This is a genomic window from Rhodococcus sp. BH5 (assembly GCF_027583855.1).
Classification (GTDB): Bacteria; Actinomycetota; Actinomycetes; order Mycobacteriales; family Mycobacteriaceae; genus Rhodococcus_F; species Rhodococcus_F qingshengii.
Window position 1 is genome coordinate 1,158,690 of record NZ_JAJHVW010000001.1, and the last position, 16,601, is coordinate 1,175,290.

The window sequence follows — 16,601 nt, forward strand, 5'->3', positions numbered from 1 at the left end:
CTTCCTGAGGTCTTTTTGATGGATTTCAGGGGTAGTTTCGATGGCTTTTCCTTGGCAGTCTTTGAGTCACAGCACATCGTGAACTCCGCAGGAAGGCCCCCGAATGACTCCAGCACTGACCGACCACACCGTGCCGTTCGCGGGTAGGTTGCACCGAGAAGACTGCAACATCGACGACCTCGCCGCTTTGGTCGCGCATCGCACAGACCTCGCCGAATACCCATACGCCCATTCAGTGGCCGACGGGGTTCTTCTGTACCACTCGGCAGCATTGGTCGAGCAATCGTCGAATCCAGAAATCCGGGCCGAGATCCAAGACGAGATCGCCCGGGCGTTACTCACCGGCCCCGGCATCACAGTCTTTCAGGGCGCGTTCGACGCGGAGATACTGGATCGCGCCAGCGAGATCTTCCGGCAACTCATTGCGCGCCAACACGAAGCCGGCGCGGTGTCCGGAGATCACTTCGCCAAACCTGGTGCCAATGACCGAATCTGGGGCGCACAACTGAAGTTGGCGCTCGAAGATCCCAAGACCTACGTCGACTACTACGCAAACAGCATTGTCGCTTTGGCTTCGGAAGCGTGGCTTGGCCCCATGTATCAGGTGACGTCGGACGTCAACGTCGTCAATCCCGGTGGCGCCGCACAGAATCCACATCGCGACTACCACCTCGGCTTCATGTCGAGCAACGTAGCCGCGAAGTTTCGGGCGCATGTGCACCGCTTGACCCCTGCCCTCACCTTGCAAGGTGCAGTCGCCCATGTGGACATGCCGGTCGAGACGGGCCCGACGAAATATCTGCCGTACTCCCAACAATTCGAATCCGGATACCTCGCGTTCGAGCGTCCCGAGTTCAAGGAGTTCTTCGAGGCCAATTACGTCCAATTACCTTTGGAGAAGGGAGATGCCGTCTTCTTCAACCCTGCACTGTTCCACGCCGCCGGCCACAACAAATCCGCCGACGTCCTGCGCATGGCAAATCTTCTTCAGGTGTCGTCAGCCTTCGGTCGCGCCCTCGGAACCATTGACCGGGACGCGCTCGTCAACGCGATCTATCCGGCACTGCTCGCCCTCAGCGAAGCAGGTTCCGACGAGTCCGTTCGCTGTGCCGTCGCCGCTTCCGCTGAGGGCTACGCCTTCCCGACCAATCTGGACCGAGACCAACCGATCGACGGCCTCGCGCCTCAGACGCAGGCCGAACTAGTGATGGAGGCGGTTCGCGAGCGGATCTCGCCTGACCATCTGGCCGAGTTGCTGAAGGCACAGTCCGAGAGACGAATGGCCTGAGGGACGACAGCGCTGACGAGACTTGGACCGCCCAATGCCGGTCAGTCGGTACGCTCGTGGCATGGGGTGGGACTTGTTAGTGCTGTTCGCCATGATCGGCCCGTTGGCGGTGTTCGGGTGGGCGGCTGTTCGGGCAAGGCGCCGCGGGCTTGGGGGGTCGTTCGTCGGGCCGTTTCAGGAGATGTTCGATCCCGGTGCGGCGCGAGCACAGACTGTCATCGAACAGATCGCGGAACTTCCGGATCCTGCGGACTCCGGCGACCCGGACAACGACGACGATGTGCCGTACACAGTCGCCTACGAGGGTGTTCGGCTCCACATCAACCCCGGTAAGGCTCGACAGCGCGGAGGCGACGGGACCACCAAGCGAGCTCAGTGAAAGTCGGACCGGATACAACGCGAGGGAGAACTGGTTCAGTCAGGGCCGGCGAAGTTGATAGGTGACACCGTTCTCCAACTCATCTGAGCTGAAGGACTCCGGAGAGAAGTGGCCCAAGCTCACCTCATAGTTTCTCTGGTTTGCGGGGACGGCATCAAAATGTGCGGTGTAGGAGCAGGTGCTCATTCCGTCGGGAAGTTGATCGATTGCCTCGACCTCGAGTGCCGACCTTGTGGATGCAGCGCCGCTGCCCCCGAAAATCTGAATCTGGTCGTTCGGAGCAACACGAATCATGTCGATCACGCACTCTCCAGAGACCATCTCGGCCTGCTCTGCCTGACCGGTCACCGTTATCGTGGCGGCAAAGGTTTTCGGCACATCGACGTTGGTCGTGCAGCTTGTCAGCATCAGCGCTCCCACAGAGCCCGCTGCCGCAGCCGCAACCTGTGCTGACATTCGCCTCATAGTCGTCAACGGTAGTGCGTCCGAGTCGCCACGGTGCTCGGTTGCCGAATCCGAAGAGTCATACGGGGCCCGTCGCCGGCCGGCCGAACCACGTGGACAGCTGAGTATCCAACTCCGCCTGCGAATCCCCCACCCATGCCACGTGACCGTCCGGTCGAAGCAGGACAGCCGGTGAGTCCAATTCGGTGCTGGTGTCGACTACGTGGTCGACTCGATCGCTCCAACCATCTACCGCCAGTTGGCTACCCTGGTCGAGAAGAAGTCCGCGGCCGGATCGCATCAGGTCGTACAGGTTGCCGCGGGTCAACGCGATGTTCCGCAGCCGCCGACCGAGTAGGTCGTCGCCTTCGCCGAAATCGTAGCGAATCGAGATCGCAGTGATCTTCTCGGTCAGATAGCGCTTGACGTCTTCGAATTCCATCAGCTCGGAGATCAAGCGCCGCACGGCTTGTGGACCGGCTGCGGTGGAGATCAGCTCCGCCTGCGCGCGCGTGTTGTCGAGGACGTCGGCAGCCACCGGACGCCGTTCCGATTCGTAAGTGTCGAGCAGGCTCTCCGGCGCCCAACCGTTGATCTCTGCGGCGAGCTTCCAGCCGAGGTTGAAGGCATCTTGGACACCGAGATTGAGGCCTTGTCCGCCCATCGGTGGGTGGATGTGTGCGGCATCGCCGGCGAGGAACACCCGGTCGCGCCGGTAGTGCTCCGCCAGACGGGTGGCGTCACCGAAGCGCGAGAGCCACCGCGGTGAGTGCACACCGAAGTCGGTGCCCGCAATGGCCAGTAGCTGTTGCTTGATGTCGTCGAGGGTGGTGGGAACCGCGCGACCGTCGGCAACTTCGGCCGCGGGGACCACGACGCGAAAAGCACCATTGCCGGCGGGACCGACTCCGAATCGTTTGTGCGTTTCTCGGATTTCGGCGACAACGGCGGCCAGTTCATCAGCGGGCATGGTCACGTCCATTTCGCCGATCAACGTGTCGGCGCTCGACGGCTCGCCGGGAAACCCGACGTCGATCAGCTTCCGAACAGTGCTGCGGCCGCCGTCGCAGCCCACGAGATAACGCGCGTGAAGTGTTGTGCCGTCGGACAATTCCGCTGTGACGCTATCGGTATCTTGACGGATCGCGACGACGCGCTTCCCTCGCTGAATGTCCGCACCGACTTCGGTGGCATGTTCGGCAAGAATCCTGTCGATCTCGGGCTGAGGTATTCCCAGTACGTACCCGTGGGCAGTATCGAGGTGCGCGGGTGCCGGTTTGCTGATCCCCGCGAAGAATCCACCGAGCGGATACTTGCGGCCGTGCGCGAGGAACTTGTCCAGCAACCCGCGCTGCTCCATGATTTCGATGCTGCGCACATGGATGCCGAGGGCACGGACGAACTGAGTCGGCTCCTCGTCCTTGTCCACGACGACGACATCGACGCCCTGCAGCCGGAGCTCACCTGCCAGCATCAATCCAGTTGGTCCAGCACCGACAATGATGACGTCACTCATGCGATCCCCTCCTCCGGGCAAGGCTTTTGCTTGCTCGCAGCAGACGAGTGTGCACCATCACCGGGGCCTTGCCGCAAGCCCCGGGTCCCGCGTTATCATGAAGGTGGCGGAAGACGCTTCATCATCGGCGCACCAACACCACAGCACCTGTATCGCGTGGGAGCCGCCAACTCTCGATCACCGTCGGCACCAGCATGGCCCCGAGAACACCCAGCGTCAGAGAAAACGGCACTCCGCCGCTCAGATCCCCCGACTCCGCCAACGGTGTGCAGAGCGTGATCACCAACGCGGACAGTGCAATACCTAGACCGGATGCCAACTCTTGCAGCGTTGCATGCAGAGTATTGGCATCGGTCAGCTCACCCGAGTCGACGTCGGCGAACGCCAAGCTGTTGTACGCGGTGAACCCGATGGATCGCAACGCGCCACTGACAAACAGTGCAACAGCGATAACGACGTCCGGTGTCGTCGACGAGATCAGTACCAGCGCACCGAAGCACACCACCGACAGAACTCCGTTTCCCACCAGAACTCGTCTGATCCCGAATCTGCGCATGAGCGGAGTGGTGAGCGGTTTGATCGCGATATTCCCCGCGAACAGAGCCATCACCAGCAGACCGGCCTTGAACGCCGACATTCCGAATCCCACTTGGAACAACAACGGCAGCACAAACGGCACGCCCATGATCACGAGCCGGTACAGCGAGCCGCTCGACGCGACGAGCCGAAACGATCGAAGTCGGAGGACGCCGAGCGCGATGAGCGGATGATCCGACCGGACGAAGTGAATGACGGCCAAGCTCAACAAGATCAGAGCCGCAACGATCCCGAGGCCCACTCTTAGCCAGTCGGTTCCGGCACTGTGCACGCTCTCGAGCGCCACGACAAGCACTGCGACGCCTGCTCCGATCACCACCAATCCCAGCCAGTCAAGGCTCCGTTTCTGCGTTTGCCGAATGTCGGGCACCATGCGCAATGCCAGCATAAACCCGACGATCCCGATCGGAACGTTGATCAGAAAGATCCAGCGCCACGAAGCGATCGACACGATGGCTCCACCCACAGCGGGCGCAAGAACCGGCGCTGTGAGCGCCGGCCACGTCAAGTAAGCGATAGCCCGTACGAGTTCCGCCTTCGACGTCACCCGCAATACTGCGAGCCGCCCTACCGGCACCATCATGGCGCCGCCTACCCCTTGTAAAGCACGCATTCCCACCAGCATCGGGAGGGAGGTGCTCAGTGCACATCCCACCGATGCCACCGCGAAAACGGCTATGGCAGAGATGAAGACACGTCGCGTTCCGAACCTGTCGGCCATCCATCCGCTCGCCGGGATCAGGACGGCCAACACCAGGAGGTACGAAGAAACGGCGACATTGACGTCGACGGCATCAACTCCGAAAGATTGGGCGATCGACGGCAGTGCCGTTGCGAGAATCGTCGCGTCCAGCATCTCCATGAACAGCGCTGCTGCCACGAGCAGCGCCAGTCCGCGGGGAAATGTCACTGCACCAGAGCCTTTCGGAGGGGCTGTGGATCAGCCGAGAGAAATCCAGCTGCCGGAGGTCACCGAGGCGACCATCGCGTCCAGGGCCTGTGCGGACGCGACTGCATCAGCGATGGTCGCGCCCTGCGGCGCTCCGTCCACGATCGAGGCGATGAAATTGCGAGCCTCGATCACTTTCAGGTCGTCGTAGCCCATCGCGTTGGCCGCGCCAGGCTGGAAGCGGCCGAACTCACCGGACTCGGGGCCGACCAGAACCGTCGTGACGGATTGGTCCTGATACTTCGAGCCGAGGCTGGTGCCCAGTTCACCCATCCGGCGGTAGTCCCAGAACACGGCACCCTTCGTGCCGTGAACCTCGAATCCGTAATTGTTCTGCTCTCCCACGGCGACGCGGCATGCTTCGAGGGTGCACCGGCCACCCGAGCCGAGGCGCAGCAGTGCGCTGACGAAGTCTTCGTTCTCGACAGCCCCCATCTCCCCACCGCTGGCCCGCGCATGTCCACTGGTAGCGGCGGACGGACGCGCACGCTCCGGGATGAAGATCGCAGTATCCGCAACGAGAGCGTCGACGTCACCGAGAAGATGACGAATCAGATCGATGCCGTGCGAGGCCAAGTCGCCCAGGACGCCGGCGCCGCCGCGTTCACGCTCGTATCGCCAACTCAAAGCACCTTCAGGGTGGGCCGCATAGTCGCTGAGGAAACGAAAACGCGAGTGCGTGATCGTGCCCAACTCCCCTGAGTCGATCAGGCTTTTTGCCAGGGCCACAGCCGGCGCGTTTCGGTAGTTGAAGCCGACGGTCGACTGCACACCGGCCTTCGAGACTGCTACGGCAACAGCTTTGGCGTCTTCCGTGGACAAGCCGACGGGCTTCTCGATCCAGATGTGTTTGCCGGCCTCTGCCATTGCGACGCCGATTTCACGGTGCAAGAAGTTCGGGGCCGTGATGCTCACCGCGTCGATGGCCGGATCGGCTGCGATATCGCGCCAATCCTGGGTGAAAGCTTCGAAACCGAACTGGTCCGCTGCTTCCTCCCCTCTGCCAGGCACCTCGTCGGCGACGGCGGCCAGGCGGATCACGGGAAGCTGCGGATAGTGCTGCCGCAGACGCAGATACGCCTGCGTGTGGACGCGGCCCATCCATCCGAATCCGGCAACTGCTACTGAAATGCCTGTCATGAGGCTCCGTTCGGGTCAAATGATCGAAGGATCGCAGAAATGCTGGGATCACAAATCACCCCACTGACTCGGTCAGGCGGGTACTCGTGTCACCGGGATCGAGATCTAGCGGTCGACCACGGTGGTGTCGAAGTAGTAACGCGACGCTCGGTAGCAGTGGCTGCCGTACTCGACGGCGCTACCTGAATCGTCAAATGCAGTGCGGCTCATGGTCAAGAGGGCAGCACCCACTTTCTCGTCGAGCAATCCTGCTTCTTCGCGAGTCGCCGCCCGAGCGCCGATTCGCTGCCGCGCGACACGGATGTGAACGCCGCGAGTTCGCAAGGTTTGGTACAGCCCCTGCGTCTCCAACTCCTCGGGATCGGGTGCGATGTCCACCGGAATGTAATTGGTCATCACGGCAAGCGGTTCGCCGTTGGTGCTTCGCAGACGCCTGATGGTGGCCACTTCGGCGTCAGGTTCGAGGTTGAGTTCCGCGGCAACGTCCTCGGCGGGAACTCCCACCGTGAACTCGAGCAGCTTGGTCGTCGGCGCCTGGCCGGCCCTCGCAAGGTCGTCGAACAGGCTGGTGAGCTCGACCGGGCGGTGCACCGGACTTTGCACCACCTGAGTTCCGACTCCCCGCTTACGAACAAGTAGGCCCTTGTCCACCAGTTCCTGGATCGCGCGTCGAGTGGTCGGACGTGAGAGATTGAGCCGCTTGGCCAACGCCAGTTCGTTCTCGAAGCGATCACCTGGGGCAAGTTCGCCACCGAGAATAGCGCCCTCGATTGCCTGGGCCAGCTGAAAATACAGCGGCACCGGGCTCGAGCGGTCCAACTCGACGGCGAGTGCTGCGACCACGGCCAACTCCGATCTGTCTTGGGAAGGCGCCGTATCGACGCTACTTCTCTCGGCAGTGTATGCGAACACTAACATTCACTTGACCGCAAGTCATAATGTCCAGACAAACTATTGACAATCGCTGTGTCGCGGCGCACAGTTTCAGTCATACAACGGTGCCCTGCGCGGGCAACCCACCACGAACTCTCGGGAGTCAGTCTTGACAAGCATCAACACTCACCAGAGCGGGTCACACATCCCTGACGCACCCTTCGACGTGCTCGCCATCGGCCGATCAGGGGTAGACATCTACCCACTTCAAACCGGTGTCGGACTCGAAGACGTCGAGACGTTCGGCAAGTTCCTCGGCGGCAGCGCAGCCAATGTCTCGGTGGCGGCCGCGCGTCTCGGTCGGCGAGCAGCATTGATCTCCGGCGTCGGCAACGATCCCTTCGGGAAGTTCGTCACACGCGAATTGGCACGTCTCGGTGTCGACAACAGGTTTGTCGTCACCAATTCCGAGTACCCGACACCGGTGACGTTCTGCGAGATCTTCCCCCCGGACGACTTTCCGCTGTACTTCTATCGCAAGCCGCATGCGCCCGATCTTCGGATCACCCCGCAAGACATCGACCTCGACGCCGTTCGAACAGCGTCCCTCTACTGGTCGACTGTGACGGGGCTGTCCGAAGAACCGAGCCGCAGCGCACACTTCGCCGCTTGGAAAGCCCGCGAACGCCGCCCGCTGACCGTTCTAGACCTGGACTACCGCCCGATGTTCTGGTCGACGCCGCAGGACGCGACCACGCAGGTACAGCGCGCCCTCGCACACGTAACGGTAGCCGTGGGGAATCGTGAAGAGTGCGAAATCGCTGTCGGTGAGACCAACCCGAACAAGGCCGCGGACGCGCTTCTCGACCTCGGAGTCGAACTGGCCATCGTGAAGCAGGGCCCGAAGGGTGTACTCGGCAAAACACGAAAGCAATCGATCACCGTGCCGCCCAACGCCGTCGACGTGGTCAACGGGCTGGGCGCAGGCGACAGCTTCGGCGGATCACTGTGCCACGGACTGTTGGCCGGGTGGCCGCTGGAGAAGGTACTGCGGTACGCCAACGCGGCCGGCGCGATAGTCGCATCTCGGCTCGAATGCTCCACTGCGATGCCGACCGCCGAAGAAGTCCACGATCTCGCCGAAGCCACAGCCACGGAGGCAGTCAATGTCTGACAAGCTCGCCGCCCGCCCCCTCGCCACCACCTACGCCGAAGTGACGGAACTGCGTGCGAGCGATCCGCAGATCATCGAAAAGGCCTGGGCAGCGCGAACTCCTCGCGCCACTGTTCGAGGCAATGGTCGACTGATGATCGTCGCTGCCGATCACCCGGCCCGTGGGGCACTGTCTGTCGGTGGCAAGCCGACAGCGATGAACAGTCGTACAGATCTGCTCGACAGATTACGCACTGCGCTCGACAATCCCGGAGTCGACGGCGTTCTCGGCACCGCGGACATTCTCGACGATCTGCTCCTCCTCGGCGCCCTCGACGACAAGGTCGTCTTCTCGTCGATGAACCGCGGCGGCCTGGCAGGCGCGAGCTTCGAACTCGACGACCGCATGACGGGATACACCGCGGCGGGCACCGCAAAGTTCGGTATGAACGGCGGAAAGATGCTGCTGCGCATCGCACTCGACGACGCGGGCACTCTGCCCACCATGACGGCATGTGCGGAAGCCGTGGACGAACTGGCCGCGGCCGGACTGATCGCGATGCTCGAGCCGTTCCTCTCCAGTCGCGTAAACGGCAAGGTGGTCAACGATCTCAGCCCCGACGCCGTCATCAAGTCCATCCATATCTCCCAGGGCCTCGGCTCCACCTCGGCGTACACGTGGATGAAACTGCCGGTCGTCGACGAGATGGAACGCGTCATGGATGCGACCACCCTCCCGACGCTCCTCCTGGGGGGAGATCCGCAGATCGCGCCGGAAGAAACGTACGCAAAGTGGGACGCTGCACTTCAACTGCCGTCCGTGCGCGGACTGATCGTCGGACGCGCGCTGCTATACCCACCCGACGGCAACGTCACCGCGGCCGTCGACACCGCAGTCAAGCTCGTCCACTAGAACCGACCTGGCAGGAGCAAGATGTTCAGCAAGTACCACGTCCCCGCCGGATCGTCCGCCGACCGTGATTTCACGACAGTGGTCACGCCGGAGTCCGCCGGGTGGACCGAATCCAGCTTGTGGACACTCGAACTCACCCCGGGTGCGAACGTCCACCTGCAGTCCGGCGAGAACGAGATCATCGTCGTTCCACTGGCGGGTTCGGCCGTCGTTGTTGCCGAGGGGACGGAGATTCCCCTGACCGGCCGCGCATCGGTTTTCGACGGTCCGAGCGATTTCGCGTACGTCGGTCGCGACGCCGACTACTCGGTCAGCAGCACGGGCGGAGGCCGCTTCGCCCTGTGCGGAGCGCGCGCCGGCGCAAAGCTCCCCCATCGCTACGGTCCGGCTTCAGGAGTTGCGGTCGAGCTCCGCGGTGCCGGGAACTGCAGCCGACAGGTTCACAACTTCGCCACTGCAGACACCTTCGAGGCCGACTCCATCATCGCGTGTGAGGTCATCACCCCCGGCGGGAACTGGTCGTCGTATCCCAGCCACAAACACGACGAGAACAGCGACGTCGAATCGGCCCTGGAAGAGATCTACTACTTCGAGATCGACAGAAGCCCCACCGGGACCGAAGGTTTCGGCTACCACCGCGTGTACGGAACCGCCGAGAGACCTATCGAGGTGCTCGAGGAAGTCCGCTCGGGCGACGTCGTCCTCGTGCCGCACGGCTATCACGGCCCGTCCATCGCAGCGCCGGGCCACCACATGTACTACCTCAATGTCATGGCAGGTTCGGGCGAGATCCGGGCGTGGAACATCTGTGACGATCCGCAACACACCTGGCTACGTGGAAGCTGGGATCACCAGGACATCGACCCTCGACTGCCGTTGCAGTCCCACAACTGACGGAAGTGAAAGCTGTGGCACCCACCAACAACGCAACCGGCAATCGTCCACCTCGCGACGAGCCGACCGTATACCTCACTGTTTCTCAAGCTGTCGTCCGCTTCCTCGCCAACCAGTACACCGAACGCGACGGCCAGCGCACCAAGCTGTTCGCCGGCTGCTTCGGAATCTTCGGGCACGGCAACGTCGCCGGACTGGGGCAGGCACTCTTGCAGGCCGAGATCCAGGATCTCGACGCCGGCCGTGAGCCGACACTCCCCTACGTGCTCGGCCGCAATGAACAGGCGATGGTGCACTCGGCTGTCGCGCACGCCCGCATGAAGGACCGCCTGCAGACGTGGGCGGTCTCGTCCAGCGTCGGCCCCGGTGCCACCAATATGATCACCGGCGCGGCACTGGCCACCATCAATCGTCTACCTGTATTACTCCTTCCCGCAGACACTTTCGCGACCCGCGCCAGTGCCCCCGTCTTACAGGAACTCGAACTCCCGTCGAGCGGCGACGTCACAGTCAACGACGCTTTCAAACCCGTCTCACGATACTTCGATCGGGTATGGCGCCCGGAGCAGTTGCCGAGCGCTCTGCTCGCCGGGATGCGCGTTCTCACTGATCCCGTCGAGACCGGCGCGGTTACCATCGCCATCCCGCAGGACGTGCAGGCCGAGGCTTTCGACTGGCCCGAGTCCTTCTTCGCCGAACGGGTGTGGCACGTGGCCCGCCCGCTCCCCGAACGATCGGTGATCGAACGCGCCGCCGCGATCATCCGCTCGGCTCGCAAGCCACTGATCGTCGCCGGCGGCGGCGTGATCTACAGCCAGGCCACCGACTCTCTGGCAGCGTTCTGCGCGCAGACCGGAATCCCCGTGGGGCAGAGCCAGGCCGGCAAGGGTTCATTGGTCTACGACCATCCACAATCCGTCGGGGCGGTGGGGTCCACCGGCACTACGGCTGCAAACGCACTGGCCACCGAGGCTGACGTCGTCATCGGAATCGGTACGCGGTACAGCGATTTCACGAGCGCGTCCCGCACCGCGTTCACCAATCCCGACGTTCGCTTCGTCAACATCAACGTCGCATCACTGGACTCCGTGAAGCAGGGCGGAGTCAGCGTTGTCGCCGACGCACGTGAGGCACTCGACGCGCTGGCACTTGCACTGAACGACTACCGGGTGGACGACGAATATGCGTCCAGGATCGGTGACCTCGCTCGCGATTGGGATGCGATCGTCGAATCCGTCTACAACCCAGCCGAACCCGCTGCCGACGGGTCACTGAATCAGAATCAGGTGATCGGCCTGGTCAACACACTGTCCGATCCACGTGACGTCGTGGTGTGCGCTGCCGGGTCCATGCCGGGTGACCTCCACAAGCTGTGGCGAACCCGTGATTCCAAGGGGTATCACGTCGAATACGGGTACTCGTGCATGGGATACGAAGTTGCCGGCGGTCTAGGCGTCCGCATGGCGTGCCCCGATCGCGACGTGTTCGTGATGGTCGGAGACGGTTCCTATCTGATGATGGCCACCGAATTGGTCACCGCCGTACAGGAACGCCTCAAGGTCATCGTCGTCCTGGTGCAGAATCACGGATTTGCCTCCATCGGTTCACTGTCCGAGTCGCTGGGTTCCCAGCGCTTCGGCACGCAGTACCGCTACCGCTCGAATGACGGACGTCTCGACGGAGGGGTTCTCCCGGTCGATCTGGCCGCGAACGCTGCCAGCCTCGGTGTCGACGTCATCCGCGCCAACACCGCTGCCGAGTTCGCCGACGCGATCAAGGTTGCCAAAGCAAGCGACACCAGCACCGTCATCCACGTCGAAACCGATCCGCTGATCGGCGCCCCGGACAGCGAATCCTGGTGGGATGTACCGGTATCGGCCACCTCCGAACTGGAGTCCACCAAGAAGGCACGGACAACTTACGAGTCCTGGAAGAAGATCCAGCGACCGTACCTCCGTCCATCCGAATGAAAATTCCGCACAACCACACCCCATAAAGCTTGCCCGCGAAAGGAATCTAGACATGAGCGCGATTCGCGTCGGATCAGCCCCCGACTCCTGGGGCGTGTGGTTTCCGGACGATCCACAGCAGACCCCTTACACACGATTCCTCGACGAGGTATCCGCGTCGGGATACGAATGGATCGAACTCGGCCCGTTCGGATACCTTCCGACCGATCCAGCCAAGTTGACGGACGAACTCGGCGCCCGCGGCCTGAAGCTTTCGGCCGGTACCGTTTTCGAACACCTGCACCAGGACGATTCCTGGGATGCCGTCTGGAATCAGATCAAGGACGTCGCCAAGTTGACCGCAGCCGTCGGCGGCAAGCACGTGGTGGTCATCCCTGAGATGTGGCGCGACCCTTCCACCGGAGCGGTACTCGAAGACCGCAATCTGACGCCCGAGCAGTGGCGTAAGAAAACCGACGGCATGAACGCTCTCGGGAAGGCAATGCTCGAGGAGTACGGCGTCATGGCGCAGTACCATCCTCATGCCGACAGTCACGTCGACATCGAAGACAACGTCTACAAGTTCCTCGAAGGGACCGACGAGCGTTTCGTGAATCTGTGTCTCGACACCGGCCACATCAGCTACTGCGGCGGCGACAATCTCGCAATTATCAACAAACATCCGGAGCGCATCGGGTACCTACACCTCAAACAGGTGGATCCGGCGATAGTCGCCAAGGTTGAGGCGGAGGACCTGCCGTTCGGTGAGGCCGTCAAACTCGGTGCCATGATCGAACCGCCGCGCGGAATCCCCGACATGCCGCCGCTTCTGGAGGCCATCGAGAAGCTCGGCATCGACGTGTTCGCGATCGTCGAGCAGGACATGTATCCCTGCCATCCCGACACACCGCTGCCCATCGCAGCGCGCACTCAGAAATACCTGTCCACCTGTGGCGTCCCCGCCGTCCGTTTCAACTGAGCAACACAATCGAGGAGTACCACCGCATGTCTGACAACCAGGATCTCCGGATCGCAGTGCTCGGCGTCGGCATCATGGGGGCCGATCACGTCGACCGCATCACCAACAAAATCGGCGGTGCCCGCGTCACCGTCGTCAACGACTACTCTCTCGCCCGCGCCGAGGAAATCGCAGCACTGACGCCAGGGGCGCGCGTCGTCGTCGATCCGTTCGATGCCATCGCAGCCGAGGACGTCGACGCCGTTGTTCTCGCAACCCCGGGCCCGATCCATGAGAAGCAGGTTCTTGCCTGCCTCGAAGCGGGCAAGCCTGTTCTCTGCGAAAAGCCGCTGACCACCGACGCGGACAGTTCGCTCACGATCGTCAAAGCCGAAGCAGCGCTGGGAAAAAGACTGATCCAGGTTGGTTTCATGCGCCGGTTCGACCACGAATACACCCAGCTCAAGGATTTGATCGACAGCGGCGATCTCGGTCGCCCTCTCGTTGTGCACTGCGCGCACCGCAATCCTGCGGTTCCGAACGGCTTCGACAGCGCGATGATCGTCAAGGACTCACTCGTCCACGAGGTCGACGTGACACGATTCCTGCTCGACGAAGAGATCACCTCAGTGCAGATCATCCGACCGGCCGCGAATTCGCTTGCTCCCGAGGGCATTCAAGACCCACAGATCGCGATATTCGAGACCGAGTCCGGCAGACACGTCGACGCCGAGGTGTTTGTCACCACCGGAGTTGCCTACGAGGTGCGCACCGAAGTTGTCGGCGAACTCGGAAGCGCGATGATCGGACTCGACGTGGGACTGATCCGAAAGACCAAGCCCGGCAACTGGGGTGGGCAGATCACCCCAGGATTCCGCGAACGCTTCGGGCAGGCCTACGACACCGAGTTCGCCCGGTGGATCAAGGCAGTGAAGACGGGCGCCGGCACCGGCAACTACATCGACGGACCAGGTGCTTGGGACGGGTACGCCGCGGCCGCTGTCTGCGCCGCCGGTGTGAAGTCTCTGGAGACGGGTCAGCGCGTCGTCGTGGACATGGTTGCGCGCGACTCTGTGGCCGGAGCTTAGCGATGAAGGTCGCACTCGACCCCACACCTTTCCATCACGATTACTCACTACTCGAGCTACCTCAGGTTGTTGCCGATCTCGGGTACGAGTACCTGCAGCTCACACCGCACGTCGACATGATCCCGTTCTTCAATCACCCGAAAGCCGACGACGCGCTCGTCGCCAAATTTCGGAAAGCTTGCGCGAGTGCTGGGGTCGGCATCGCGTCGGTACTCCCGGTCCTTCGCTGGTCCGGCCCGGACGAGGACGCCCGCGAAGCAGCCGTGCGTTACTGGAAGCGGGCCATCCAGATCACGGTCGATCTCGGTGTCAACGTCATGAACACCGAATTCTCCGGCCGCCCCGAAAAGGCCGAAGAGTCCGAGCGTGCGTTCTATCGTTCGATGGAGGAACTGGTTCCGATCATCGAACGCGAGGGAATCGACGTCCTGATCGACCCCCACCCGGACGATTTTGTCGAAGACGGACTAGCCGCGATCCGCACGATCCGTGGTGTGAACTCCAAGAACCTCGGCATGGTGATCGTGGCGTGCCACCAATTCCACATGGGTGGGGACCTTCCCGCCATCATGGAGGCCGCCGGCGACATGGTCCGACTCGTTCACGTGGCGGACACCATGGATCATCACCGTTCCCACGGACTGCGCTACATCACCAACCCGCCAGGCAATGCCGTTCGAGTGCATCAGCATCTCAAAATCGGTGACGGAGACGTCAACTGGGACGAATTCTTCGGCGGTCTCGGCAAACTCGGCTTCTACGAACGTGAGAACACCGTGATGGTGTCGAGCGTCTTCGCCGAGAACGAAAACGCGCACGAGGTTTCCCGGTACCAGCGCGAGACGATGAACGACTACGTCGCCAAGTACACCTCCCCGAACTCCTGAGTCACCAGACCACTAGGAAATACCATGACCAGCACTGATACTCGTGTCATCGCGCACTGGCTGGACGGCAAGCCGTTCGCCGGAACGTCCGAGGACACCGCCACCGTCACCAACCCCGCCACCGGACAGATCACCGGCCGACTGGCCCTGGCGAACCTCGAGGACGCCCGCGCTGTCATCGACGCGGCTGCGGCGGCCTTCCCCGCCTGGCGTGACACCTCACTGGCCCGGCGCACACAGGTACTGTTCAGCTTCCGCGAACTCCTCAACGCTCGCAAAGGTGAACTCGCCGAGATCATCACAGCCGAGCACGGCAAGGTTCTCTCCGACGCCCTCGGCGAAATCAGCCGCGGGCAGGAAGTTGTCGAATTCGCTTGCGGAATACCGCATCTCCTCAAGGGCGGATACACCGAGAATGCATCGACCAAGGTCGACGTCTACTCCATCCGCCAACCCCTCGGCCCCGTCGGCATCATCTCGCCCTTCAACTTTCCCGCGATGGTCCCCATGTGGTTCTTCCCGGTCGCCATTGCCGCCGGGAACACCGTGATTCTCAAGCCCTCGGAGAAGGACCCCACCGCGGCGATCTGGCTCGCCGAACTCTGGGCCGAAGCCGGTCTGCCCCCCGGCGTCTTCAACGTCCTCCAAGGTGACAAGCTCGCCGTCGACGAACTTCTGGAAAACAAAGCAGTCAAAGCGATTTCGTTTGTCGGATCCACCCCCATCGCCCAGTACGTCTATGCCACCGGCACCGCCAACGGCAAACGCGTGCAAGCACTCGGCGGCGCCAAGAACCACGCCATCGTTCTGCCGGACGCCGACCTCGACCTCGCCGCCGACGCAATGGTCAACGCGGGATTCGGCTCCGCGGGCGAACGATGCATGGCGATCTCCGCCCTGGTCGCAGTCGGCGACATCGCCGACGAACTGGTTGCCAAGATCGGCGAACGCACCACTCCCCTCGTCACCGGTGACGGCACCAAGAACTCCGACATGGGTCCGCTCGTCACTAAGGCCCATCGCGACAAGGTCGCGTCCTATGTCGATGCCGGCGAGAAGGACGGTGCCACGATCGTGGTCGACGGACGCACAGTTCAGGCCGATGGTGGACCGGACGGCTTCTGGCTCGGGCCCACCCTCATCGACCACGTCACCACCGACATGTCGATCTACACCGACGAAATCTTCGGACCTGTCCTGTCCGTCGTGCGTGTCGATACCTACGACCAAGCCCTCGAACTGATCAACAACAACCCGTACGGAAACGGCACCGCCATCTTCACCAACGACGGCGGCGCTGCCCGACGCTTCCAGAACGAGGTGGAGGTCGGAATGATCGGCATCAACGTCCCCATCCCGGTTCCCATGGCCTACTACAGCTTCGGTGGCTGGAAGAACAGCCTCTTCGGTGACACCCACGCTCACGGGACAGAAGGTGTTCATTTCTTCACGCGAGGTAAAGCCGTCACCAGTCGCTGGCTCGACCCCAGCCACGGCGGAATCAACCTCGGCTTCCCCGAGAACAGTTAGCCGGCAAGACATCTGTGGCCGAGACTCTCGAAGAGGCTCGGCC

Annotated in this window: 15 protein-coding genes; 10 read left to right on the forward strand and 5 right to left on the reverse strand. The window is 62.4% G+C overall.

The genetic code is table 11. The features are described 5' to 3' along the window. The first annotated feature begins 103 nt into the window (after nucleotides 1-103). Together RhoBH5_RS05335 and RhoBH5_RS05340 are read left to right on the forward strand one after the other, a co-directional pair. Nucleotides 104-1,288, forward strand: coding sequence for a phytanoyl-CoA dioxygenase family protein (locus RhoBH5_RS05335; RefSeq protein WP_256520549.1), 1,185 nt, complete (start codon nucleotides 104-106; stop codon nucleotides 1,286-1,288). A 61-nt stretch (nucleotides 1,289-1,349) separates the two neighbouring features. Next, nucleotides 1,350-1,667 (forward strand): hypothetical protein, encoded by a 318-nt coding sequence (locus tag RhoBH5_RS05340; RefSeq protein WP_037125592.1) that lies wholly within the window; start codon nucleotides 1,350-1,352, stop codon nucleotides 1,665-1,667. Nucleotides 1,668-1,706: 39 nt separating this feature from the next. On the opposite strand, the gene RhoBH5_RS05345 is transcribed toward RhoBH5_RS05340, so the two are convergent. The 5 genes from RhoBH5_RS05345 to RhoBH5_RS05365 form a co-directional block, all read right to left on the reverse strand. Beyond that, nucleotides 1,707-2,123, reverse strand: coding sequence for a hypothetical protein (locus RhoBH5_RS05345; RefSeq protein ID WP_270008008.1), 417 nt, complete (start codon nucleotides 2,121-2,123; stop codon nucleotides 1,707-1,709). Between the two features lie 67 nt (nucleotides 2,124-2,190). Then, nucleotides 2,191-3,627: a rifampin monooxygenase Iri gene (gene iri, locus RhoBH5_RS05350; RefSeq protein ID WP_208689681.1), complete on the reverse strand. Its 1,437-nt coding sequence runs from the start codon at nucleotides 3,625-3,627 to the stop codon at nucleotides 2,191-2,193. 121 nt (nucleotides 3,628-3,748) lie between these two features. Next, nucleotides 3,749-5,134, reverse strand: coding sequence for an MFS transporter (locus tag RhoBH5_RS05355; RefSeq protein WP_082900840.1), 1,386 nt, complete (start codon nucleotides 5,132-5,134; stop codon nucleotides 3,749-3,751). A gap of 30 nt (nucleotides 5,135-5,164) precedes the next feature. Further along, nucleotides 5,165-6,313 carry a Gfo/Idh/MocA family protein gene (locus RhoBH5_RS05360; RefSeq protein ID WP_064112674.1) on the reverse strand — a complete coding sequence of 383 codons (1,149 nt, stop codon included), beginning with the start codon at nucleotides 6,311-6,313 and terminating at the stop codon, nucleotides 5,165-5,167. 105 nt (nucleotides 6,314-6,418) lie between these two features. Beyond that, complete coding sequence (locus RhoBH5_RS05365) at nucleotides 6,419-7,156, reverse strand: GntR family transcriptional regulator (RefSeq protein ID WP_003941006.1); 738 nt, start codon at nucleotides 7,154-7,156, stop codon at nucleotides 6,419-6,421. Nucleotides 7,157-7,355: 199 nt separating this feature from the next. On the opposite strand from RhoBH5_RS05365, the gene iolC reads away from it, so the two are divergent. Genes iolC through RhoBH5_RS05405 form a run of 8 tightly spaced genes read left to right on the forward strand, consistent with a single transcriptional unit; the run spans nucleotide 7,356 to nucleotide 16,558 of the window. Beyond that, complete coding sequence (gene iolC, locus RhoBH5_RS05370; protein WP_197494203.1) at nucleotides 7,356-8,360, forward strand: 5-dehydro-2-deoxygluconokinase; 1,005 nt, start codon at nucleotides 7,356-7,358, stop codon at nucleotides 8,358-8,360. After that, nucleotides 8,353-9,252: a Cgl0159 family (beta/alpha)8-fold protein gene (locus RhoBH5_RS05375; RefSeq protein ID WP_270008009.1), complete on the forward strand. Its 900-nt coding sequence runs from the start codon at nucleotides 8,353-8,355 to the stop codon at nucleotides 9,250-9,252. Before iolC ends, RhoBH5_RS05375 begins: the two co-directional genes overlap by 8 nt. Before the next feature lie 21 nt (nucleotides 9,253-9,273). Beyond that, nucleotides 9,274-10,146, forward strand: coding sequence for a 5-deoxy-glucuronate isomerase (gene iolB, locus RhoBH5_RS05380; RefSeq protein ID WP_270008010.1), 873 nt, complete (start codon nucleotides 9,274-9,276; stop codon nucleotides 10,144-10,146). A gap of 14 nt (nucleotides 10,147-10,160) precedes the next feature. Then, a complete protein-coding gene (iolD, locus tag RhoBH5_RS05385; protein ID WP_030535076.1) occupies nucleotides 10,161-12,116 on the forward strand; it encodes a 3D-(3,5/4)-trihydroxycyclohexane-1,2-dione acylhydrolase (decyclizing) in 1,956 nt (651 codons plus the stop codon). A gap of 52 nt (nucleotides 12,117-12,168) precedes the next feature. Then, nucleotides 12,169-13,074: a sugar phosphate isomerase/epimerase family protein gene (locus RhoBH5_RS05390; protein ID WP_007727370.1), complete on the forward strand. Its 906-nt coding sequence runs from the start codon at nucleotides 12,169-12,171 to the stop codon at nucleotides 13,072-13,074. Between the two features lie 26 nt (nucleotides 13,075-13,100). Then, nucleotides 13,101-14,141 carry a Gfo/Idh/MocA family protein gene (locus RhoBH5_RS05395; RefSeq protein WP_270008011.1) on the forward strand — a complete coding sequence of 347 codons (1,041 nt, stop codon included), beginning with the start codon at nucleotides 13,101-13,103 and terminating at the stop codon, nucleotides 14,139-14,141. Nucleotides 14,142-14,143: 2 nt separating this feature from the next. Continuing rightward, entirely contained in the window at nucleotides 14,144-15,028 is an 885-nt protein-coding gene (locus RhoBH5_RS05400; protein ID WP_063316670.1) for a sugar phosphate isomerase/epimerase family protein, read from the forward strand. 24 nt (nucleotides 15,029-15,052) lie between these two features. Continuing rightward, on the forward strand, nucleotides 15,053-16,558 hold the full coding sequence (locus RhoBH5_RS05405) for a CoA-acylating methylmalonate-semialdehyde dehydrogenase (RefSeq protein ID WP_021332500.1): 1,506 nt from the start codon (nucleotides 15,053-15,055) through the stop codon (nucleotides 16,556-16,558). Nucleotides 16,559-16,601 lie beyond the last annotated feature (43 nt).